Annotated in this window: 22 protein-coding genes; 9 read left to right on the plus strand and 13 right to left on the minus strand. The window is 59.6% G+C overall.

The window, feature by feature from the left end; translation table 11 throughout:
- Positions 1–66: 66 nt before the first annotated feature.
- Positions 67–1119 (minus strand): DNA polymerase IV, encoded by a 1053-nt coding sequence (dinB, locus tag BN1137_RS07315; protein WP_050717972.1) that lies wholly within the window; start codon positions 1117–1119, stop codon positions 67–69.
- 129 nt (positions 1120–1248) lie between these two features.
- Between dinB and BN1137_RS07320 the strand changes: the two genes are divergently transcribed.
- Positions 1249–1455 carry a hypothetical protein gene (locus BN1137_RS07320; protein ID WP_050717973.1) on the plus strand — a complete coding sequence of 69 codons (207 nt, stop codon included), beginning with the start codon at positions 1249–1251 and terminating at the stop codon, positions 1453–1455.
- Positions 1456–1539: 84 nt separating this feature from the next.
- Here the strand turns inward: BN1137_RS07320 and nqrM are convergent, their stop codons facing one another.
- The 9 genes from nqrM to BN1137_RS07365 all read right to left on the minus strand — a co-directional run bounded on the left by nqrM (position 1540) and on the right by BN1137_RS07365 (position 9404).
- Complete coding sequence (gene nqrM, locus BN1137_RS07325; RefSeq protein WP_050717974.1) at positions 1540–1764, minus strand: (Na+)-NQR maturation NqrM; 225 nt, start codon at positions 1762–1764, stop codon at positions 1540–1542.
- 11 nt (positions 1765–1775) lie between these two features.
- Positions 1776–2837 (minus strand): FAD:protein FMN transferase, encoded by a 1062-nt coding sequence (locus tag BN1137_RS07330; protein WP_050717975.1) that lies wholly within the window; start codon positions 2835–2837, stop codon positions 1776–1778.
- 3 nt (positions 2838–2840) lie between these two features.
- Entirely contained in the window at positions 2841–4064 is a 1224-nt protein-coding gene (nqrF, locus tag BN1137_RS07335; protein ID WP_050717976.1) for an NADH:ubiquinone reductase (Na(+)-transporting) subunit F, read from the minus strand.
- A gap of 17 nt (positions 4065–4081) precedes the next feature.
- Positions 4082–4678, minus strand: coding sequence for an NADH:ubiquinone reductase (Na(+)-transporting) subunit E (gene nqrE, locus BN1137_RS07340; RefSeq protein ID WP_005330713.1), 597 nt, complete (start codon positions 4676–4678; stop codon positions 4082–4084).
- 3 nt (positions 4679–4681) lie between these two features.
- Positions 4682–5314 (minus strand): NADH:ubiquinone reductase (Na(+)-transporting) subunit D, encoded by a 633-nt coding sequence (locus tag BN1137_RS07345; protein ID WP_005330711.1) that lies wholly within the window; start codon positions 5312–5314, stop codon positions 4682–4684.
- A complete protein-coding gene (locus BN1137_RS07350) occupies positions 5307–6095 on the minus strand; it encodes a Na(+)-translocating NADH-quinone reductase subunit C (RefSeq protein WP_050717977.1) in 789 nt (262 codons plus the stop codon). Before BN1137_RS07350 ends, BN1137_RS07345 begins: the two co-directional genes overlap by 8 nt.
- The gene (locus BN1137_RS22370) at positions 6085–7314 is read right to left on the minus strand and encodes an NADH:ubiquinone reductase (Na(+)-transporting) subunit B (RefSeq protein WP_050717978.1); all 1230 of its coding nucleotides are present in this window, start codon (positions 7312–7314) and stop codon (positions 6085–6087) included. The genes BN1137_RS07350 and BN1137_RS22370 overlap by 11 nt, the downstream gene beginning before the upstream one ends.
- 3 nt (positions 7315–7317) lie before the next feature.
- Positions 7318–8661, minus strand: a complete 1344-nt coding sequence (locus BN1137_RS22375; RefSeq protein WP_050717979.1) for a Na(+)-translocating NADH-quinone reductase subunit A — start codon at positions 8659–8661, stop codon at positions 7318–7320.
- A gap of 434 nt (positions 8662–9095) precedes the next feature.
- A complete protein-coding gene (locus BN1137_RS07365) occupies positions 9096–9404 on the minus strand; it encodes a BolA family protein (protein WP_050717980.1) in 309 nt (102 codons plus the stop codon).
- 214 nt (positions 9405–9618) lie between these two features.
- Between BN1137_RS07365 and BN1137_RS07370 the strand changes: the two genes are divergently transcribed.
- From BN1137_RS07370 to BN1137_RS07390, 5 genes are all read left to right on the plus strand, one after another.
- On the plus strand, positions 9619–10758 hold the full coding sequence (locus tag BN1137_RS07370) for a methyltransferase (RefSeq protein ID WP_050717981.1): 1140 nt from the start codon (positions 9619–9621) through the stop codon (positions 10756–10758).
- A 29-nt stretch (positions 10759–10787) separates the two neighbouring features.
- Positions 10788–11360, plus strand: a complete 573-nt coding sequence (locus BN1137_RS07375) for a YajG family lipoprotein (RefSeq protein WP_050717982.1) — start codon at positions 10788–10790, stop codon at positions 11358–11360.
- A gap of 14 nt (positions 11361–11374) precedes the next feature.
- Positions 11375–11926, plus strand: coding sequence for a peptidylprolyl isomerase (locus BN1137_RS07380; protein WP_050717983.1), 552 nt, complete (start codon positions 11375–11377; stop codon positions 11924–11926).
- Positions 11927–12429: 503 nt separating this feature from the next.
- Positions 12430–13821, plus strand: coding sequence for an AmpG family muropeptide MFS transporter (locus tag BN1137_RS07385; RefSeq protein WP_050717984.1), 1392 nt, complete (start codon positions 12430–12432; stop codon positions 13819–13821).
- Between the two features lie 157 nt (positions 13822–13978).
- On the plus strand, positions 13979–14821 hold the full coding sequence (locus tag BN1137_RS07390) for a nucleoside-specific channel-forming Tsx family protein (protein WP_050717985.1): 843 nt from the start codon (positions 13979–13981) through the stop codon (positions 14819–14821).
- A 101-nt stretch (positions 14822–14922) separates the two neighbouring features.
- Here the strand turns inward: BN1137_RS07390 and BN1137_RS07395 are convergent, their stop codons facing one another.
- Positions 14923–15405, minus strand: a complete 483-nt coding sequence (locus BN1137_RS07395; RefSeq protein WP_033132093.1) for a YajQ family cyclic di-GMP-binding protein — start codon at positions 15403–15405, stop codon at positions 14923–14925.
- 202 nt (positions 15406–15607) lie between these two features.
- Here BN1137_RS07395 and BN1137_RS07400 point away from each other — a divergent pair, with 202 nt between their 5' ends.
- Both BN1137_RS07400 and BN1137_RS07405 read left to right on the plus strand, forming a co-directional pair.
- Positions 15608–16555, plus strand: a complete 948-nt coding sequence (locus BN1137_RS07400) for a ketopantoate reductase family protein (RefSeq protein ID WP_050717986.1) — start codon at positions 15608–15610, stop codon at positions 16553–16555.
- Between the two features lie 35 nt (positions 16556–16590).
- Positions 16591–17166 carry a DJ-1 family glyoxalase III gene (locus tag BN1137_RS07405; RefSeq protein WP_050717987.1) on the plus strand — a complete coding sequence of 192 codons (576 nt, stop codon included), beginning with the start codon at positions 16591–16593 and terminating at the stop codon, positions 17164–17166.
- A gap of 94 nt (positions 17167–17260) precedes the next feature.
- Here BN1137_RS07405 and alsS read toward each other — a convergent pair whose 3' ends face one another.
- Positions 17261–18931, minus strand: coding sequence for an acetolactate synthase AlsS (alsS, locus tag BN1137_RS07410; RefSeq protein WP_050717988.1), 1671 nt, complete (start codon positions 18929–18931; stop codon positions 17261–17263).
- Between the two features lie 27 nt (positions 18932–18958).
- Entirely contained in the window at positions 18959–19738 is a 780-nt protein-coding gene (gene budA / locus BN1137_RS07415; protein WP_050717989.1) for an acetolactate decarboxylase, read from the minus strand.
- 109 nt (positions 19739–19847) lie between these two features.
- Here budA and BN1137_RS07420 point away from each other — a divergent pair, with 109 nt between their 5' ends.
- Positions 19848–20765 carry a LysR family transcriptional regulator gene (locus tag BN1137_RS07420; RefSeq protein WP_050717990.1) on the plus strand — a complete coding sequence of 306 codons (918 nt, stop codon included), beginning with the start codon at positions 19848–19850 and terminating at the stop codon, positions 20763–20765.
- Positions 20766–20799: the final 34 nt, after the last annotated feature.

Below are 20799 nucleotides of genomic sequence, written 5' to 3' on the forward strand. Positions count from 1 at the left end.
GCATGATTTCCTAACGTCTACAGATGTAACCACTGTATCGGATTTGGAAACAGAAACTTAACTAAATCAGCTCAGATCCAGGCTGAGTTGATTGATCTCGCCGGCACTCGGCAGTCCCACCACCAGACCGAGCAGGCGAATGGGTTTTCCTTGAGCCCGTTGTAGCCCTTCGTGCAGCAGATCGTGGAAGCGGGCGGCCTGATAGCTGCCCTTGCGGTAGACGGTGGTCTGCTGAAAATCGGCGAATTTGAGCTTGATCCCCTGCCCCATCAGCATCTCGGCGGGGCACGCCTTGGCAAAGCGCAGCTCCAGCTCAGGGATGAGCCGGCTCAGCACCGCCCAGCAGGCATCCTCGTCCAACACGTCGCTGCTGAGAGTGGTCTCCACCCCGACGCTCTTGCGCACCCTGTGGGCCTGCACCGGCTGATCGTCATGGCCCCAGATACGGCCGGTCAGCATCTCCCCCAACTTGCCAAAGCGGGCGACCAGCTCCTCGCTGCTCATGGCTCTGGCGTCTTCGCAGGAGTAAAGCCCCTGGGACTCCAGCCGATCGGCGGTCTTGCGGCCGATACCGGGCAGTTTGCCAAGGGGCAGCTGACAGACGAACTCATCCACCTCCTGCGGCCTTATCACGAACAGGCCGTCGGGCTTGCGCTGCTCGGAGGCGAGCTTGGCCAGAAACTTGTTCGGCGCCACCCCGGCCGAGGCAGTCAGCCCCAGCTCGGCTTTGATCGCGGCGCGGATCTCGGCCGCCATCAGGGTCGCACTGCCACCACAATGGGGGCTGTCGGTGACATCCAGGTAGGCTTCGTCGAGAGAGAGCGGCTCCACCAGTTTGGTGTAGCGCAGGAAGATGGCGCGCAGCTGACGGGAGACATTCTTGTAGACCGCCATTCGCCCCGGCAACAGCACCAGCGGCGGACAGAGCTTCATGGCCAGGCCGCTCGGCATGGCGGAGCGCACCCCGAAACGGCGCGCCACATAGTTGCAGGTGGAGATGACACCGCGCCGATCGGAGGAGCCGCCGATGGCCAGCGGCACCTCCTTCAGGGCAGGGTTGTCGCGCATCTCCACCGCGGCGAAGAAGCAGTCCATGTCGATGTGAATGATCTTGCGCATATCACTGTATAAATAAACAGGCAATGATCCCATGCTACCCCAGCCCTGCTATTTCTGCCAGTCACGGGGGCGCGGGCGGCATATAGACTGCTAAGGCGCCATCCCTATGAGACTCAAAGAGGAGGAACAATGAAAGCAACCTGGCTAGGGCTCTGCCTGCTGCCGTTAACGGCCATGACCAAGGATCACCCGACCGCCGAATGCAGCTGGCTGTTCAAACGCATCGAGGTGCTGGAGAAAGCCATCGAGAAGGGCGACGAGCTGAACACCAAGGAGGAGTTGGCCCGCTGGAAGCTCGAATTTCGCAAAAAATCCTGCCAGCAATACGACTACTGAGGGCCATGAAAAAAGCGAGCCGACCCTTGATTCAACACATGGGTCGGCTCGCTTGCATCAGACATCCGTGATGATAACGCAGCGTTAGATGATGCGGTGTTCTTCCAGCATCTTGCGACGGGCCTCGGCCTTGGCCATCTTCTTCTTACGGTTATCGCAGGGCTCAGGGCAATCACACTCCTTTTCGATCCCTATGGTACCGAGCCCGCCACAGGAGCCGGAGATGGTCTTCTTCTGGAAGATGTAGCCGATGGCCATGGCCATCACCACCGCCAGAAATACCCCGAAGGTGATCAGAAAAATCTGCATGTCATTACCCCTTACTTTTTCACTAAAAATGGCTTGAAGGCATCCGAGTAAGCCTCTTCGAAGCCATCATCCGTCTTGGTGATGATGAAGATAGCGATGCCCCGCTCCTTGGCGTAGGCCAGGCTCTTCTGTGGCCCCAGCACCATGAACACCGTCGCCAGCCCGTCTGCGGTCATGCAGGACGGGTGGATCACGGTCACCGACACCATGCGATGGGCGATGGGCTTGCCCGTCACCGGATCTATGGTGTGGGAGAAGCGCTTGCCATCCATCTCGAAGTAGTTGCGGTACTCACCCGAGGTGGCGACGCCGTTGTCCCCCGGCAGGATCACCTCCTGCACCGAGCCGGCATTGGCGGTCGGCTTCTCGATGGCGACGCGCCAGGGGTGACCCTTGCCGTTGACGCCATTGATGCGCAGCTCACCCCCGATCTCCACCAGATAGTTGCGCGAACCCAGGGATTCCAGGTACTCGGCCACCTTGTCCACCCCAAAGCCCTTGGCGATGGCGGACAGATCCACATAGAGATCCGAGATGTCTTTTTGCAGCGTGTCCGCATCGGCGGAGGCGATCACGTGCAGGTTGCCCAGCCCTGTCTTCTGGCGGGTCTGGTTGATCAATTCGTCTGACGGTACCTTGGTCGGCTTGGCATCCGGGCCAAAGCCCCACAGATTGACCAGCGGACCCACGGTCACATCCAGTGCGCCGCGGCTCTCGCGGCCAATGTGAATGGCCTCGGTCACCACCCTCGCGGTATCACGGGAGACCACCACAGGGGTGTTGTCCTTGTGCTGGTTGAAGCGAGACAGTTCGGAATCGGGCCTGTAGGTCGACATCTGATCGTTGACCCGCTCCAGCAAGACATCGACTTCGGCCTGCAGCTTGGCCGCGTCCTTGACGCTGCCATCCGCCACCTTGATGGAGTAATAGGTACCCATGGTGCTACCGGTGATGTGGATCTCCGGTTTGGATTGGACCGTTTCCTGACCGCACCCAGTCATGAAAAAGGCTAGCCCGAAGGCTAGCCCGAAGGCTAGCCCGAAGGCTAGCCAGGTCTTTACAACACTGTGCATGGATTAACCACCAAAGTCATCCAACAGGATGTTTTCGTCTTCAACGCCGAGGTTTTTCAGCATGTTGATGACGGCAGCGTTCATGACGGGAGGCCCGCACATGTAGAACTCGCAATCTTCCGGTGCCTCATGGTTCTTGAGGTAGTTCTCGAACAAGACGTTGTGGATGAAGCCAGTATAGCCATCCCAGTTGTCTTCCGGTTGCGGATCCGACAGGGCGACGTGCCACTGGAAGTTGTCGTTCTCGGCGGCCAGCATGTCGAAATCTTCGACATAGAACATCTCGCGCTTGGAACGGGCACCGTACCAGAAGCTCATCTTGCGCTTGGTCTTGAGCCGGCGCAGCTGATCGAAGATGTGGGAACGCATCGGCGCCATGCCCGCACCACCACCGATGAACACCATTTCGGCGTCGGTGTCTTTGGCGAAGAACTCACCGAACGGACCGGAGATAGTCACCTTGTCGCCAGCCTTGAGGCTGAAGATGTAGGAGGACATCTGGCCGGGAGGCGCAGTCCAGTTGCTCGGCGGCGGGGTCGCGATCCGCACGTTCAGCATGATGATGCCGAACTCTTCCGGATAGTTGGCCATGGAATAAGCACGAATGATCGGCTCATTGACCTTGGACTCCAGCTCGAAGATCTTGAAGCGATCCCAATCACCGCGATATTCCTCTGGAATATCGAAGTTTTTGTACTGCACGTGGTGTGCAGGGGCTTCGATCTGGATATAACCACCGGCGCGGAACGGCACGCTCTCGCCGTCCGGGATCTGCAGCTTGAGTTCCTTGATGAAGGTGGCCTTGTTGTCATTGGAGATGACGGTACAGTCCCACTTCTTCACCCCGAAGATCTCTTCCGGCAGCTCGATGTCCATGTCGCCACGCACCGTGACCTGACAGGCCAGACGCTCGCCATGACGGGCTTCGCCCTTGCTGATGTGATCGAGCTCGGTCGGCAGGATATCGCCGCCGCCGGCTTTCACCCGCACCTTGCACTGACCACAGGAGCCACCGCCGCCACAGGCGGAGGAGACGAAGATGCCGCTGCCGGCCAACACGCCGAGCAGCTTGCCACCCGCCGGGCTGGTGACAGCCTTGGCCGGGTCGCCATTGATGCTGATTGTCACGTCACCGGCGGTCACCAGCTTGGACTTGGCGAACAGAATAACTGCTACCAGGGCCAGCAGGATCACGGTGAACATGACCACACCCAGAATAATTTCCATCTATATTTCCTTTCCGATTACAGGGAAATACCAGAGAAGGACATGAAGCCCAGCGCCATCAGACCCGCGGTGATGAAGGTGATGCCGAGGCCACGCAGGCCTTCGGGAACATCGGAGTACTTCATCTTCTCGCGGATCCCCGCCATCGCCACGATGGCCAGCATCCAACCGGCACCCGAGCCAACCCCATAGACCACAGACTCCACGAAGTTGTAGTCACGCTGCACCATGAAGGAGACGCCACCGAAGATGGCGCAGTTCACGGTGATGAGCGGCAGGAAGATACCCAGGGCGTTGTAGAGCGCAGGGAAATACTTGTCCAGCGCCATCTCCAGGATCTGCACCAGCGCCGCGATCACCCCGATGAAGGTGATGAAGCTCAGGAAGCTCAGGTCCAGGCCGGACACCAGGGCGCCATCTTTCAGGACGTAGTTGTAGATCAAGTTGTTGGCCGGAACGGCAACGGTCTGCACCACAATGACGGCGATACCCAGACCCATGGCCGTCTTGACCTTCTTGGACACCGCCAGGAAGGTACACATCCCCAGGAAGAAGGAGAGCGCCAGGTTTTCGATGAAGATCGAACGAATCAACAGACTCAGATAGTGTTCCATACCTTAATCCTTTGCCTCCACCTGCTTGGGATCCTTGGTGCGCACGCCCCAGATGATCAGACCAATGATGAAGAATGCACTCGGCGGCAGCAGCAGCAGGCCGTTAGGCACATACCAGCCACCATTGTTCACCAGCGGCAGCAGCTCGATACCGAACCAGGTGCCGGAGCCCAGGATCTCACGCACCGTGGCCACCACCAGCAACACGGCACCATAGCCCAGGCCGTTACCGATACCGTCCAGGAAAGAGGGCAGCGGGGCGCTCTTCATGGCATAGGCTTCGGCACGCCCCATCACGATACAGTTGGTGATGATCAGGCCCACGAATACCGACAGTTGCTTGGAGATGTCATAGGCATAGGCCTTGAGCACCTGGTCAACCACGATAACCAGGGACGCAATCACCGCCATCTGGGCGATGATCCGCACGCTGTTCGGGATCTGGTTGCGGATCAGGGAGATGAACAGGTTGGAGAAGGCGGTGACCGCGGTAACGGCCAGCGTCATCACGAACGCGGTCTTCATCTGGCTGGTAACGGCCAGCGCGGAACAGACACCCAGCACCTGCAAGGCGATGGGGTTGTTGCCGAGCACTGGCGTCAACAGCAATTTTTTCATTTCGCTCTTGTCAGCCATTGTTGATTTCTCCTGCACGAACCTTGGCCAGGAAGGGGCCAAAGCCCTTGGGTCCCATCCAGAAGTCGAAGGTGTGCTGTACGCCATTACCAGTCAGGGTCGCGCCGGACAGGCCATCGATGTCATGTTCGGAACCAGCCGGAGCATGACCCTTGATCACCCGCAGAGCAGGCTTACCGTCTTGATCGAACAGCTTCTTGCCGATGAACAGTTCACGCCATGCCGGATTCTCGATCTCGCCACCCAGACCCGGCGTTTCGCCGTGATCATAGTAGGTGATGCCCTTGATGGTTTGACCATCGGCCGCGACCGCCACGAAGGCGTACATGGTGGACCACAGACCCTGGCCGTAGACCGGCAGGATGATGTTGTCGACCTTGCCTTGCGCGTCTTTGGCGAAGAACACGGGGACCAGCTTGGAGATCTGACGCAGACCCGCCTTGTCGTCGGCCGGGGCCAGACGAATGTTCTTGGCAGGATCTTTTGCTGCCAACTTCGTATCGAAGTTGTCGGCATCGCCGTCAACGAACTCACCGGTAGTGAGATCGACCAGACGGGCTTCGATCTTGTCGCCATACAGCTGGGCCAGATCTCGCTTGGCTACGCTGCTGACATCGACACCGGCCACGGCCAGGATGTTGCTTTGCTTGTCCAGCGCCTTGTTTTCCAGCTGAGCCGGACGCAGACCCACGGCGGCCACGGAGACCACGATGGAACAGACCAGACACAGACCGGTTACGACGGTAAGGGTGCCGATAGTAGAGTCTTTATTAAACGCCACGTGCGATCCTCCGCTTGATGTTCGCCTGCGCCACGAAATGGTCAAACAAGGGGGCAAACAGGTTGGCAAACAGAATGGCCAACATCATGCCTTCCGGGAACGCGGGGTTCACTACCCGGATCAGCACTACCATGACGCCGATGAGGGCGCCGTACCACCACTTGCCCTTGTTGGTAAAGGCGGCGGAGACCGGATCGGTCGCCATGAATGCCATACCAAAGGCGAAGCCGCCCAGCACCAGATGCCAGTGCCACGGCATGTTGAACATGGGGTTGGTATCGGAACCGATGACGTTGAACAGCAGTGAGGTGGCCACCATGCCGATCATCACACCGGCGATGATGCGCCAGGAGGCGATACGCATGTAGACGATCATGGCCGCACCGATGAGGATCATCAGGGTGGAGACTTCACCGATGGAACCTGGCAGGTTGCCCAGGAAAGCATCCATCCAGCTGATGGTCTGGCCGGTCGCACCGTTGATCAGCGCCATCTGGCCGCCTTGGGCCCACTGGCTCAGAGCAGTTGCGCCGGAGAAGCCGTCAACGGCCACCCAGACGGCATCGCCGGAGATCTGGCCAGGGTAGGCGAAGAACAGGAACGCACGACCAGCAAGGGCCGGGTTCAGGAAGTTCTTGCCGGTACCACCGAACACTTCCTTGGCCATCACCACACCAAAGGTGATGCCCAGCGCGGCTTGCCACAGGGGCAGCTCGGGCGGCACGATCAGCGCGAACAGGATGGAGGTCACGAAGAAGCCTTCGTTGATCTCGTGCTTGCGCACCATGGCGAACAGCACTTCCCAGAAACCACCGACCAGGAACACGGTCAGGTAGATGGGCAGGAAGTGAGCCGCACCGATCAGCATCTTGCTGCCGATGCCTGCCACGGCAGGATCCAGCGAGGCACCGAGCAGGGTAGCGATGGTGTATTGCCAGGTATCGGCACCGGCCGCAGTGCCCAGATGGGCAATGGCGGCGATGGACTGATTACCGACGTTGAACATGCCCCAGAACATGGCCGGGAACACGGCCAGCCACACCATGATCATCATGCGCTTCAGATCGATCGCATCACGGACGTGGGCAGCATTGCGGGTCACAGACCCAGGGGTATAAAACAGGGTGTACGCCGCTTCAAACAGGGCATAGTACTTGGAGTACTTGCCGCCCGGTTCGAAGTGATGTTCCATATTTTCAAGAAGTTGCTTGAAACTCATCGCTTAACCTTCCAGTTCTATCTTGGTCAGGCACTCACGCAAGATCGGGCCATACTCGGTCTTGCCAGGGCAGACGAAGGTACAAAGCGCCAAATCTTCCTCATCCAGCTCCAGGCAGCCCAGCGTTTGTGCGCTGTCGCTATCGCCGGAGACCAGATCCCGCAGCAGCAGGGTCGGCAGGATGTCGAGCGGCATCACGCGCTCATAGTTGCCGATAGGCACCATGGAGCGATCACTACCGTTGGTGGTGGTAGTGAAGTTGATGAGTTTGCCCTTCATCAGGTGAGAGAGGGTGGTACGGGTGATGGAGAACTTGTTGGCACTGGGGTTGACCCAGCCAAGGAACTCTTTCTCACGCCCTTCGCCCAGCACGCTCACCTGATTGTGGTAACGGCCCAGGTAGTCATGCACACCTTCGGCCTTGGAACCACTCAGGATGGAACCGGAGATGACACGGTTTTCATCGGCGCGCAGCTCGTTGTTGGTCAGCTGGCTGATGCAGGCGCCCATGCGGGTGCGCAGCAGACGCGGCTTGACCACGTTCGGGCCGGCCAGGGAGATCACCTTGTCGGTGAAGATCTGACCCGTGGTGAACAGCTTGCCGTAGGCGATCACATCCTGATAGTTGATGTGCCACTGCACTTTCTTGGCACCGACCGGGTCCAGGAAGTGGATGTGGGTGCCCGGCAGACCGGCGGGGTGCGGGCCGACGAACACGGCTTCCTTGACTTGCGCCAGGGAGGAGTGCGGCAGACTGGCTTCGCCCTTACAGACGTGGACGGTGCCATCGGTCAGGCGGCTCAGCACGGCCAGACCGTCGAGGAAAGCCTGAGACTGTTCCTTGATGACGAGGTCGCTGTTGGCGGCGAGCGGGTTGGTGTCCATGGCGGTGACGAAGATGGCACGCGGAGTAGAACCCACGGCCGGCACCTTGCTAAATGGACGGGTACGCAGAGCGGTCCACTGACCTGACGCGACCAGGATCTCTTGCACCTTGCTGCGCTCGAGCTGTGCGAGCTCGGCAGACGCAAAGTGTTCAAAGGTCACCTGCTCGTCGGAGCCATCGAGATCGATGACGACAGATTGCAGAACACGCTTGGCACCACGGTTGATCTCAGAAACTACACCGGTGGCAGGGGCCGTGAATTTAACGCCCGGATTCTTCTTATCTTCGAAGAGCTCCTGACCTTTAATGACGCGATCACCTACTTTGACGAACATAGTAGGGCGCATCCCCACGAACTCTTCGCCGAGTGTAGCAACACGGGTGATGGCCGGGCCATCGTAGATTACTTGCTCCGGAGCACCCAGCACGGGGATGTCCAGTCCTCTTTTAATTGTAATCATACTCACTTGCACTACCGTTAAGGGAAGACAGGTTAGCGCCGGGAAAAGCTCCCGACGAGTTGTTGAATGAGCCCGTCAACATCGCGACAAATTGTCGATAAAACAAACAAATCAGCAACATACAGGTTCATTCAAAAGCGACTGAGTTTACCACTTTCGACCATATATCTGCCACGCCAAATGGGGAATATTCCCGCGCCATCACAAAATTAAGCTTCAATGAATATTTCGCTAGCACCCTTGCAAGCCGTGGTTTTAAAGGATTTTTTGTTTTGATACTTAATTAGAGGTAGTTTTGTGCAAGGCGGCTGATGATTAGAAAAAGTAATCCCTATTATCCCCCGCCCTGCCCAGGAGGACGATCCCGAAACCTGACGCTTTCGTGACAAAATTGTTAATTAGTCGAAGATTAGGTAATCAGAAGGTCAAATTAGTCAGACGAGCGGGGGTTTACTGACGCAACTCGGCGTTTTGGGGGCCTGTTCCCGCTGTTGCCATTCAGCTTCGGTATAGGTATGCAGTGCCAATGCATGAATGGCACCTGCCAGCTCCTGTGCCAAAATGCCGTTGACCTGACGATGGCGCCCCAGCAGGCGCTGCCCCGCAAACGCCTCGCTCACCACTATGACCTTGAAGTGGCTCTCCGAGCCCGGTGCCACCCGGTGCATGTAGCTCTCGTTGATCACCTCAAGGTGGCTGGGGGACAAGGCGGCGGCCAATTTGGCCTCGATCTGTTGTTGCATGCTCACGGTAAAGACTCCCTGAATGGATGTCCGGCCATTGTAGCCAGGGTTGCCTCCCTGTTACATCAGGCTAACGGGAAATCGGGAGGCAACAGCTCATCTCGCCGGACTGGTGAAATTCTCCACCCCCGCTAGAATAGCGCCACTTTAACTACCTGCAGGCAGCGCCCTGTGGGCAGTTGTCTTATCAATGCACCACCTTGGACTCTCTTTTATGCAGACCCTTCTCGACACGGCCCATTGTCGTCTGACCCTGTATCGTTACCCACGGCAGAGCCAGGATCCCCTGCAGGCCTGGGATGCGGCAGACGAGTACCTGATCAACCAGCTCGCCGAGTCAGCGCTGGCCCCAGCGGGCCCCGTCATCATCATGAACGATGGCTTCGGCGCCCTGGCCGCCTATCTGCACGGCCATGCCCCGGTCTGCGTGAGCGACTCTTACATCAGCGAGCGCGCCACCCTGGCCAATCTGGCCGAGAACGAGCTGGATCCCGGCCACATCACGCTGCAGGACGCACTGGCACCATTGCCCTCCGCCCCCGCGCTGGTGGTGATCAAGGTCTCCAAATACCAGGCGCTGCTCGAGCAGCAACTGCTGGCGCTGCGCCAGGTGGTCACCCCGGCCACCCGTATCCTGGCCGCCGGCAAGGCGAAAGACATTCACAGCTCGACCCTCAAGCTGTTTGAAAAATACCTGGGGCCAACCCAGACCTCGCTGGCCTGGAAGAAGGCACGCCTCATCCACTGCACCGTCGAGGACGGGGCCGAGCGCCAGGCGCTGGCCAACCCCTTCCCGACCACCTGGCCGCTGGAAGGCAGTGGCATGCTCATCCACAACCACGCCAATGTGTTTTCGCGCACCAGCCTGGATATCGGCGCCCGTTTCATGCTGGACAATTTGCCCATCCACAGCGCGCGCAAGGTAATCGATCTCGGCTGCGGCAACGGTGTGCTGGGGCTGGCCTTGCTGGCACGAGATAGCGAGGTGGAGGTGACCTTCATCGACGAATCCTATATGGCGGTCGCCTCGGCGCGGCTGAACGTCGAGCACAATCTGCCGGGTGCCCTGCCCCGCGCCCACTTCATGGTCAACAACTGTCTCGATGGCGTCGAGGTCGGTTCGGCGGATCGGATCCTCTGCAATCCCCCCTTCCATCAATTGCAGGCCATCACCGATCATATCGCCTGGCAGATGTTCAGCGATGCACACCGGGTGTTGCCTCAGGGGGGGGAACTCTGGATAGTTGGCAACCGTCATCTGGACTATCACAACAAACTCAAGCGCTTGTTTGCCAACGCACAAGTGGTTGCGTCGAACAGCAAATTCGTTATTTTGAAAGCCATCAAACGCTAAACGCCATCAAACGCCAAAGGAAACCCATGATGAAAAAGTCAATCTTGCTGCTAGCTGCCCTGATTTTGGGTGGTTGTGCTACTCATTGGCCGGAGACCGCCCTGCTCAACCCGCAAGTCATCCCCTCCAACCAGCAGTACTACTCCGGCAACCGGATCACCATGGAAGGGGTGGACAAGCGCGAAGCCGCCTATGTCTTCTCCATCAAGAAGAAAGAAAAGGCGCCCGTGCTGGTCAACAGCGAACAGCCGCTCAACAACTTGCTGGCCGAGAAACTGGCGCAAGGGTTGCGCAGCCAGGGGCTGGAAGTGGGCAACAGTGGCACCACCAACCTGACCCTGGCCATCTCCAGCGCCGCGATTCATGTGGAAGAAAAAACCTTCACCTACGTCACCAAGTCCAAGGTCAGCCTGCAGGTCATCGCCGACTTCCAGGGCAACAAGCTGACCAAGCAGTTCAACATGTCGTCCAGCAAGGAAGAGCCGGGTGAGCCGAGCATGGCCGAGCTGGAGTCCATCCTGAACCAGCAGTTGGGCAGCTTGCTGCAACAGATCATGGCCGACGAGGCGCTGCGTGGTTATCTCAAGGGTCAACCGAGCTGAGTGAGGAGATATAAATGAAAAAATTCTGGTTACTGGCCATGCTGATCGCCCCGCTGGCATTTGCGGGTCCCAAGGTTCGCATGGAGACCAACCACGGCAACATCGTGATCGAGCTGGCGCCGAAGCAGGCACCACAGACGGTGAAGAACTTCCTGCGTTACGTGGCCGATGGCAGTTATGACGGCAGCCTGTTCCATCGCGTGATCCAGAACTTCGTGGTACAAGGCGGCGGCTACAACCAGCAGTTCCAGCAACTGCCGACCTTCGATCCCGTGGTAAATGAGTCCAAGGGTGGCCTGCCCAACAAGCGCGGCAGCATCGCCATGGCACGCACCCAGGCGGTGGACAGCGCCACCCGCCAGTTCTATTTCAACCTGGCGGACAACGATAACCTCAATGCCAACGCAGGCGCCGGTTATACCGTGTTTGGCCAGGTCGTAGAGGGCATGGAGGTGCTGGACAAGCTGGCTCAGGTACAGACCGGCTACAGCTCGATCCTGCGTGCCAACGACGTGCCGACCAGCCCCGTCATCTTGAAAAAAGTGATCCTGCTGGCGGACAAGTAACAGGGCGAGCCGCGCATCGCGACGCTCCCGAGTCACCGGCAGCGCAGTCCAGTTCCCGGGCCTATTCCATAACGAAATAGGTCCGGGAAGACGCTGCCGGTGATCCATCAACAGCCCCCTCAGGCATCCCCCTCATCCTCTCCCGCTGGCTTAGCGGCATGTCACTTTTCGTCTGACGCACATCCCGCCCACAGCGGAGCCATTAACGCTGGCTGCTCGTCTCCGGCAAGAACGCCTTCCCCATCTCCTCACATTGCGACCTTAAGCGGCCGATAAGCCGAAGCTCTGGCTCAAGTACAGCAATGGGATAAGCACTCACTCCTCGCCTGGCACCGACCAGCGCTGCCTGCGCAAGCGCGGTCAACGCCCGTGCGCCAGAGCGCCATTCGCTCGCCCCTGCCTTGACCAATCTCCCTGCTTCCGGCCAACGTCGATACTGCTTGCCTTGGCTATCCCCCTTTAACCTGACAAAATGACTCCCTTTTCCCAGAGGAGTCAGGCATTTGAACACTCTCCGCCCCCCACGTCGCACAACCAGCTGGCGCGACTCCCTCGCCGTCTATCTGGAGGCGCGGGTGCTCACCCTGTTTGCCATGGGTTTCTCCTCCGGCCTGCCCTTGTTGCTGGTGTTTGGCACCCTCTCGTTCTGGCTGCGCGAAGCCGGCGTCAGCCTGACCGATATCGGTTACATGAGCTGGGTCGCCCTGGCTTATGGTTTTAAATGGATGTGGTCACCGCTGGTCGACAGGATGCCGCTGCCGCTGCTCTCTCGCCTGCTGGGACGACGTCGCAGCTGGATGCTGCTTTCTCAGGTGCTGATCGCCCTCTCACTGGTGGGCATGGCCTATTGCGATCCCAAGACCCAGCTTGCCCAGCTCGCCCTGTTTGCGCTGCTGGTGGCGTTTGCCTCGGCCACCCAGGATATCGTCATCGATGCCTATCGCATCGAGTCGGCGCCGGAACGCTTGCAGGCGGCCATGGCGGCCTCCTACATGACGGGTTATCGGCTGGCGATGATCATGGCGGGTGCCGGCGCCCTGGCGCTGGCGGCCTGGCTCGGCAGCAACAGCGGCTACGATTACCGCGGCTGGCAACTCACCTATCTGCTGATGGCGGGGCTGATGTCGCTTGGGGTCCTCACCACCCTGCTCAGCCATGAGCCGGATATCGACGTGAATCGTCAGAATGCACAGCAAGCCGAGCGCAAGGAACTGCTGCTCAATCGTGGCTGGCCGCGTCCGCTGGCGGGGCTCGGCGCCTGGGTCTATGAGGCAATTTGGTGCCCGTTTGCCGATTTCTTCCGTCGCTACGGCGGCTCGGCGCTGCTGATCCTCGGGCTCATCGCCTGTTACCGGATCTCGGACGTGGTAATGGGGGTGATGTCCAACAGCTTCTATGTGGACTTGCAGTTCAGCAAGACGGAAGTGGCCACCATCACCAAGGTGTATGGCGTCATCATGACGCTGGTGGGGGCGGCCCTTGGGGGCGTGCTGGTGATGCGCTTTGGTACCCTGCGCATCCTGTTTCTCGGCGCCGTGCTCACCGCCAGCACCAATCTGCTGTTCGCCCTGCTCAACGAAGTCGGCCACAACCTGGAGCTGCTGACCCTGATCATCTCGCTCGACAACCTCAGCGCCGGGATCGCCACGGCGGCCTTCGTGACCTATCTGTCGAGCCTGACCAATGTTGCCTTCTCGGCCACCCAATATGCGCTGTTCAGCTCCATCATGTTGCTGTTGCCCAAGTTGCTTGCCGGCTTTTCCGGTCACTTCGTCGAGCTGTTTGGCTACAGTCGCTTCTTCGTCGCGACCAGCCTGCTCGGCATCCCTGTGATGGTGCTGATCATCATGGTATCCAAACGAGGAAAGCATTTGTCACAACAAGCGAACAAATAGCAAGCGTTTGCGCCATTTAGGGGGTGATTAGACTCACAGATCCTGACAAAGTTCCCTGGCTCTTGTTTATCCGTTGAATTTATTTGGCTAGAATCCCTCCCGCTCCTTGTGGGCAGGCTACGGAAAACCTCAACTAAACACACAAGAGACCAATAAAATGGCCAAATTTACCAAGACTCTGATCGCTGCCGGTCTGCTGGCTGCATCCGCCACTCCGGCTTTCGCTGCTGATTACAGCGGTGACATCCATAAGAACGACTACAAGTGGATGCAGTTCAACCTGATGCATACCATCGACCAGCGTCCCTTTACTTCCGGTCAGGATGACTACAACGACACCTACCTGGAAATGGAGTTCGGCGGTCGGTCCGGTATCTTTGATCTGTATGGTTACATCGACATCTTCGATGTATTCGATACCAAGCACAGCGACAAGCACAACGGTCAAAACCTCTTCATGAAGTTTGCACCGCGTATGTCTCTGGATGCACTGACCGGTAAAGACCTCTCCTTCGGTCCAGTACAAGAGCTGTACATTGCCAACCTGAATAACATGGCCGATGGCCAGATGGAAAACCAAATCGGTCTGGGTGCTGACGTACAGGTGCCTTGGTTCGGCAAGGTTGGCATGAACCTGTATGCTCGTTACTCCAACGAGAATGAGTTCTTCCGTGAAGAAGAGAACTCCTGGAACGGCTATCAGTTCTCCATGAACTGGTTCAAACCTTTCTACACCTTCGGCAACGGTAGCTTCGTCTCCTATCAAGGTTACCTGGACTACACCTTCGACATGGATACCCATGAGCGTGCTGACCGTGCCAGCGATGCATTGGCTACCTTCCACGGTATCTACTGGCACTCCGACCGCTACGCCGTCGGTTACGGCCTGAAGTACTTCATGGATGCCTACGGCACCAAAGATGGTTCTACCGCGTTTGACGGTACTCCATGGAAGAGCTCTGGCTTCAGCCACTACTTCTCCGTTACCTACAAGTTCTAATCGAACTCGTATCGCGGACACAAAAAACCGGAGCAGCTGCTCCGGTTTTTTTATGGCGCGCCTGAAGCAAACGGGAAGGGTCATGCCCTCCCCATCCATTATCAGTCGCGGAAGTTCTGGAACTGCATCGGCTGACCCAGCTCGGCCCCGCGCACCAGCGCCATGGCCTCCTGCAGATCGTCACGCTTCTTGCCGGTGACGCGCACTTCGTCGCCCTGGATGGCAACCTGCACCTTGATCTTGGAATCCTTGATCAGCTTCACCAGCTTCTTGGCGATCTCTTTCTCGATCCCCTGCTTGAACTTGACGTTCAGATGGAAGCGCTTGCCGGAGTGGACGCTGTCACCCACGTCAATGGAATTGCCTTCGATGTTGCGCTTGAGCAGGGCTCCGCGCAGGATCTCGACCATCTGCTTGAGCTGGAAATCGGCATCGGCCTCCAGCTTGACTTCTTCTTTGTTCAATTCGAAGCTGGCTTCAACACCACGAAAATCGAAACGGGTCGCCAGTTCACGATTGGCGTTATCGACGGCGTTCAACACCTCGTTCATTTTGACTTCAGAGACAATATCGAATGACGGCATAGCCGGGCTCCTCAAGTTGTGCTTTATAGGGGGGCAAATCTACCAGAAAACCGGCAAATTTGCTGATTTCAATGGGGTTGCTCTGCTAGAATCCCCTGCGCACAGGAATGGCGAGACCCGTTAGTGTCCGCCACGCGACACCTCCACTATCCCCGGTAGGCGGTTGTTAGGAATGCGACCCTTACCCTGATTGAGCCTCTCCATGCCAAGCGGATTACGCGATAACAACCTGAAAACCAGCCGACAGCCTTCCTCCCCCCAATGGACACTGCTGGGCTGTGGCGCCCTGGGTGGCGTGTTTGCCTCCCTGCTGACCCTGAGCGGCCAATCGACCCGCGTCTTGCTGCGTGACAGACACCGCTCGACCCTGCATCCCGGCATTGATTTCACCTCGCTGGAAGGCCATACCCAGCTGATCGCCATCGAGCGCGGCTTCGTCAGCCAACCCGGTCAGATCAAACGGCTGCTGGTGATGACCAAGGCTGGCCAGGTCATCTCGGCCCTGACCCCGCTGGCGGGCACCTTGGCGGCGGGAGTGCCCATAGTGCTGCTGCACAATGGCATGGGTATCGCCGAACAGGTGGTGCAGATGTTCCCGAACAACCCGGTGATCGCCGGCGTCACCAGCCACGGCGCCATGCAAAGCGGCCACTTCGTGTTTCGTCATACCGGCAAGGGCGAGACCTGGCTCGGCCCGGTCAACGAGGCCGCCAAGGCTCACTCCGCCCTGGCAGAGGAACTCGCCACTGCCCTCGGTCAAGCCGGCTGGGATGAGCAGATCCTGAGCCGTCAATGGCAGAAACTCGCCATCAACTGTGCCATCAATCCGCTGACGGCGCTGTATAAGCTCAAGAATGGCGAGCTGGCCGGCCCCCGTTTTGCCGATGCCCTGCAACAGATCTGCGTGGAAGTGGCGGACGTGATGCAGGCCGAGGGCCAGACCACCAACCAGGAGGAGCTGCTGCGCAGGGTGATGATGGTGGTGGAAATGACTGCCGACAATTACTCTTCCATGTATCAGGATCTGGAACTGGGGCGCGAGACAGAGATCGAGGCCATTACCGGCTTCCTGCTCGCCAAAGCGGCCCAGCACGGCATCGCGGTGCCGGTCAATCAGGGCCTCTATCAGGCCATCAAAGAGAAACAATAGACCCGGCGAGATCGCGGGCAATTAAGGAGTCCAGTATGACCGTATTGGTATTGGTTGCCCCGGGCTCGGAAGAGATCGAGACCGTCGCCATCGTCGACACCTTGGTGCGCGCCGCCATCGAGGTGGTGCTCGCCTCCTGCTGCCCTGCGGGGCAGCGCCAGATCCGCGCCTCCCGCGGGGTGCAGATCGTTGCCGACTGCCATATCGACGAGCTCGGTAGCCGTGACTTCGAAGCCATCGTCGTGCCGGGCGGCCTGCCCGGCAGCGAGGCGATCCGCGACACCCCGCTCGCCATCGACCTGCTCAAGGAGCAAGCGCTACTTGGCCGCTGGCGGGCTGCCATCTGTGCCGCCCCCGCAGTGGTGTTGCAACACCACCACCTGCTGGGAAATGCCATCGTTACCTGCCATCCGGGCTTTCAGGCCCAGCTCCCCTCCGCTCAACTCAGCACGGAGCGGGTGGTGAGAGACGAGGCTCACCGCCTTATCACCAGCCAGGGCCCCGGCAGCGCCATCGAGTTCGCCCTCGAGATAGTACGGGTACTGCGCGGTGATAAGGCCACCCAGGCGGTAGTCGGCCCTATGGTAATGCCCACCTCGCTCACGCCCTAGAGAACAACCCTCCCCTCTCGTAATGACAGAACACCCGGCAAGGGGCGTTCTGCTTTGGGGCGGGCCGCTCGCAGCATGCCGGTTCAAAATCGACTCAACTCAGCATTTCAGGTCTGAGCTGCTCCATCAGCAGGTGGTTATCGCTGTAATCCACCGGGATGGCCACCACCGCCGGTCCGCTCACCTCCATGACGGCGCGCAGGGTGGATCGCAGATCCTCGGCGCAGGTGACGGCAAACCCGGCAGCCCCGAATGATTCGGCATAGGCCTTGAAGTTGATGGGGCCGAAGCTCACCCCGGAGCTGCGGCAGTACTTTTTCTCCTCCTGCATCGCCACCATGTTGTAACCGTTATCGACCCAGATGATGTGCACTATGTTGGACTTGAGCCGCACCGCGGTCTCCAGCTCCATGCTCGACTGCATGAAACTGCCATCGCCGGACACAGAGATGATCTTTTCCCCTGGTCGTACCATGGCGGCCCCGATGGCCCAGGGCAGCGCCACCCCCATGGTTTGCTGGCCGTTGGAGATGAGCACCTGGCGGGCCCGGAAGCTGTAGAGGTAGCGGGCAATCCAGATGTGGAAGCTGCCCATGTCCACGCACAGTGTCATGTCCCGCCCTATGATGTCCTGCAGCTCCTTGACGATGCGCAGAGGATGGATGGGAGTGCCTCCCAACCGGCCGGCATGCTCGGCGAGCTGATGGCGCTGGGCGCAGATCTCGCCAAGCAGTGCGGTAATGGCCGGATCCCGCGCCAGCGGCTGGTGCAGCATCCGGGTCAGCCGCGCCAGGTTGGCGCTGATGGAGCCCACCAGCTCCACCGCCGGGCAATAGCTGCTGTCGATCTCCGCCGGCAGCGCATCAATGTGCAGCAGTTGGCGCTCGCCGGTGCCGTTCCACAGTACGGGGTCGTATTCGATGGGGCTGTAGCCGATGCAGACCACCAAATCCGCATCCTGCAGCAGCTTGTCCCCCGGCTGGTTATTGAACAGCCCCACCCGCCCGGCAAAGTCATTGAAATGGTGGATATCCACCACCCCGGCCGCCTGATAAGTGCCCGTCACCGGCAGTCGGCTCTTGTCGAGGAAAGCGCGCACCGCGAGGGAGTTCTCCGGTCGGCTGGCCAGCAGACCGAGCAGCACCACCGGCTTGCGAGCCCGCGCCAGCAGGCTCAGCGCCCGATCGATGCCGCGCTCGTCGGCCGCCCCCGGCTCGGGGATGGCGTAGGGTACCAGAATGGCGCCATCGGCCGGCTCGTTGATGATGTCCATCGGCAGGCTGACAAAGGCCGCTCCGGGCCGTCCCAGCTCGGCGCTGCGAAAGGCGTTGGCCATCACCTCGGAGAGAACGGAGCCGGTGCCCACCTGAGCGCTGAACTTAGTAACCGGCCGGCACAGGCTGACGGTATCCAGGCTCTGGTGCGTCAGCTTGAGGCCATCTGCCCGCCGCACGGCCCCGCCCAGCGCCACCATGGCATCCCCTTCCGAGGTGGCGGTGGCAAGACCCGTGATGAGGTTGGCGCAACCCGGCCCCGAGGTCACCAGCGCCACCCCGGCTTTGCCGGTGAGCCGGCCGACGGCGGCGGCCATGAAGGCGGCATTAGCTTCGTGACGCACCACTATGGTTTCGATGGGGGAGTCCTCCAGCGCATCGAATACCCTGTCGATCTTGGCCCCGGGAATGCCGAATATCTGCTTGACCCCCTGCGCCTCCAGATGGCGCACCACCAGTTCGGCCCCACAGGCCCAGTGTTGATTTTCCATGATGTCACTCCTTGTTAAGCGAAGGGCTCAGCCTTCGGCGGCGCGGATGGCGCGGTCCAGATCGGCGGGATTGAGGTCGGCCTGCTGAAAGGCCGGATTGCGAGGCAACTCGATGTTGAGATGTTGCACCACCGACAACTGCAGCTGGCCGTGGCCCATGGCGTAGTCGAGGATGTGGCCGCCACCCCGGCGATCCTCGGTGATGAAGTGCTCGTGATAGCCAGCCACGTTGATCCCCTGCACGAAGGGCGGGCAACGAAAGCCCACCAGGGTGCCGCGCCGTTGGTTGAACGAGAACAGCGGCTGGGCTTCGATGGCCTCCAGCATGGGCTTGTAGGGGGGGCTCTGACAGGGAACGGTGCGCACCTGCGCCTGTTCGAACAGGCCGTCGAGCCGAAAGGCGACGAAGACATTGTCGGTGCCCACCAACCGATCCACCCACAGGTGGATCTCCTCGCGGCTCAGGGGGTGATCGAAGCGGCGCTGCAGGCAGGGGCGAAAGTGGGTCATCACCGCAAACGGGGTCTTCTGCTCGGCCCTGGCCGGGCGGGCCGAGCCGTCAGCCTTGAGCTGATGGATCTGGCGATCGAAGGCAATCAGCTCGCCTTCGAGCCGATTGAAGGTCCCGAGGCCGAAGTCACCGTGGCGCAGCAGGTCGGCCATGGTGGTCTCCCCCTCGTAAACCCCCGCCAGCAGGGCACTCATCAGGGAGCTCTGGTAGACCTCGCCGCCCCCCTGGCGAGCCTGCCAGCGAGCAAACTGCTGGCTTATCTCAATGGCGCAGTCACATGACGAATTAGTTTCCATTTGGATTTCACCTCTAATCCTGTTAGGTTGAAAAATCAGGATTCAATAGTGACCAATGTCACGGTTTGATACCAATATTCAAACCCATCAGCTTCGAGACGTACCAGATATGGAATTCCGTTACCTGCGCTACCTGGTAGCCGTGGCAGATAAACAAAGCTTTACCCGCGCCGCCGAGGCGCTGGGCATGGCCCAACCTCCGCTCAGCCAGCAGATCCGCAAATTCGAACAGGAAGTGGGCACGCCGCTGTTTCACCGGCTGACCCGCAGTGTGGAGCTGACCGAGGCTGGGCTGAGCCTCTATCAGGATGCCAAGGGGATACTGGCGCAGACCGAGCAGGCCATGCAGAAGGCCAGGCGCATTGCTCGCGGCCAGCTGGGCTCGCTGCGCCTCGGCTTTGCCGGCTCCACCGTGCTGCACCCGAGCGTGCTGCAACTCATTCACGACTTTCGCCAGGCCTGGCCGGATATCAGCCTGCACCCCATCGAGAACAGCATGCCCAACCTGGTGCGCGATCTGGTGAGCGAGGATCTGGATGCCGCCATCCTGCGCCTACCCTGCAGCAGTAGTTCGGCGCTGGCCCACCACCTGATCGAGGAGGAGGAGATGCTGATCGCCCTCCCCCCGCATCATCCGCTGGCCGACAGTGGCGCCATCCCCATCGAGGCGCTGGCGCAGGATCCCTTTATCCTGTTCCCCCGAGAGCTCGGGCCCGGACTGCACGACGCCATCACCCAGCGCTGCCAGCGGGCTGGCTTCAGCCCCCGCCTCGGCAGCCAGAGCCCGCAGGTAATCTCCACCGTCGGTATGGTGCAGGCCGGTTTCGGGGTCGCCATCATCCCGCGCTCGGTGAGCGAGCTGCACCCCCACGGCGTCAGCTATCACCCCATCGCCACCGAGCCACTTACCACCCGTATCAGCCTCGCCACCCGCCTCCATCCCCGCCAGAAAAGCCTGCAGCATCTGATTGGGCTGCTCCCCGGCCAACTTCGAATCACCATCATGCAGAACAGGATGGCAATGTGAATGTTGTAGAGGAAGAGATACTGGTACCAAGGGC

This window comes from Aeromonas tecta (assembly GCF_000820185.1).
GTDB lineage: Bacteria > Pseudomonadota > Gammaproteobacteria > Enterobacterales > Aeromonadaceae > Aeromonas > Aeromonas tecta.

Coding starts and splice junctions, on each gene's coding strand:
- dinB (WP_050717972.1), bottom strand. CDS start 1,119: ATGCGCAAGATCATTCACATCGACATGGACTGCTTCTTCGCCGCGGTG.
- BN1137_RS07320 (WP_050717973.1), top strand. CDS start 1,249: ATGAAAGCAACCTGGCTAGGGCTCTGCCTGCTGCCGTTAACGGCCATG.
- nqrM (WP_050717974.1), bottom strand. CDS start 1,764: ATGCAGATTTTTCTGATCACCTTCGGGGTATTTCTGGCGGTGGTGATG.
- BN1137_RS07330 (WP_050717975.1), bottom strand. CDS start 2,837: ATGCACAGTGTTGTAAAGACCTGGCTAGCCTTCGGGCTAGCCTTCGGG.
- nqrF (WP_050717976.1), bottom strand. CDS start 4,064: ATGGAAATTATTCTGGGTGTGGTCATGTTCACCGTGATCCTGCTGGCC.
- nqrE (WP_005330713.1), bottom strand. CDS start 4,678: ATGGAACACTATCTGAGTCTGTTGATTCGTTCGATCTTCATCGAAAAC.
- BN1137_RS07345 (WP_005330711.1), bottom strand. CDS start 5,314: ATGGCTGACAAGAGCGAAATGAAAAAATTGCTGTTGACGCCAGTGCTC.
- BN1137_RS22370 (WP_050717978.1), bottom strand. CDS start 7,314: ATGAGTTTCAAGCAACTTCTTGAAAATATGGAACATCACTTCGAACCG.
- BN1137_RS22375 (WP_050717979.1), bottom strand. CDS start 8,661: ATGATTACAATTAAAAGAGGACTGGACATCCCCGTGCTGGGTGCTCCG.
- BN1137_RS07365 (WP_050717980.1), bottom strand. CDS start 9,404: ATGCAACAACAGATCGAGGCCAAATTGGCCGCCGCCTTGTCCCCCAGC.
- BN1137_RS07370 (WP_050717981.1), top strand. CDS start 9,619: ATGCAGACCCTTCTCGACACGGCCCATTGTCGTCTGACCCTGTATCGT.
- BN1137_RS07375 (WP_050717982.1), top strand. CDS start 10,788: ATGAAAAAGTCAATCTTGCTGCTAGCTGCCCTGATTTTGGGTGGTTGT.
- BN1137_RS07380 (WP_050717983.1), top strand. CDS start 11,375: ATGAAAAAATTCTGGTTACTGGCCATGCTGATCGCCCCGCTGGCATTT.
- BN1137_RS07390 (WP_050717985.1), top strand. CDS start 13,979: ATGGCCAAATTTACCAAGACTCTGATCGCTGCCGGTCTGCTGGCTGCA.
- BN1137_RS07395 (WP_033132093.1), bottom strand. CDS start 15,405: ATGCCGTCATTCGATATTGTCTCTGAAGTCAAAATGAACGAGGTGTTG.
- BN1137_RS07400 (WP_050717986.1), top strand. CDS start 15,608: ATGCCAAGCGGATTACGCGATAACAACCTGAAAACCAGCCGACAGCCT.
- BN1137_RS07405 (WP_050717987.1), top strand. CDS start 16,591: ATGACCGTATTGGTATTGGTTGCCCCGGGCTCGGAAGAGATCGAGACC.
- alsS (WP_050717988.1), bottom strand. CDS start 18,931: ATGGAAAATCAACACTGGGCCTGTGGGGCCGAACTGGTGGTGCGCCAT.
- budA (WP_050717989.1), bottom strand. CDS start 19,738: ATGGAAACTAATTCGTCATGTGACTGCGCCATTGAGATAAGCCAGCAG.
- BN1137_RS07420 (WP_050717990.1), top strand. CDS start 19,848: ATGGAATTCCGTTACCTGCGCTACCTGGTAGCCGTGGCAGATAAACAA.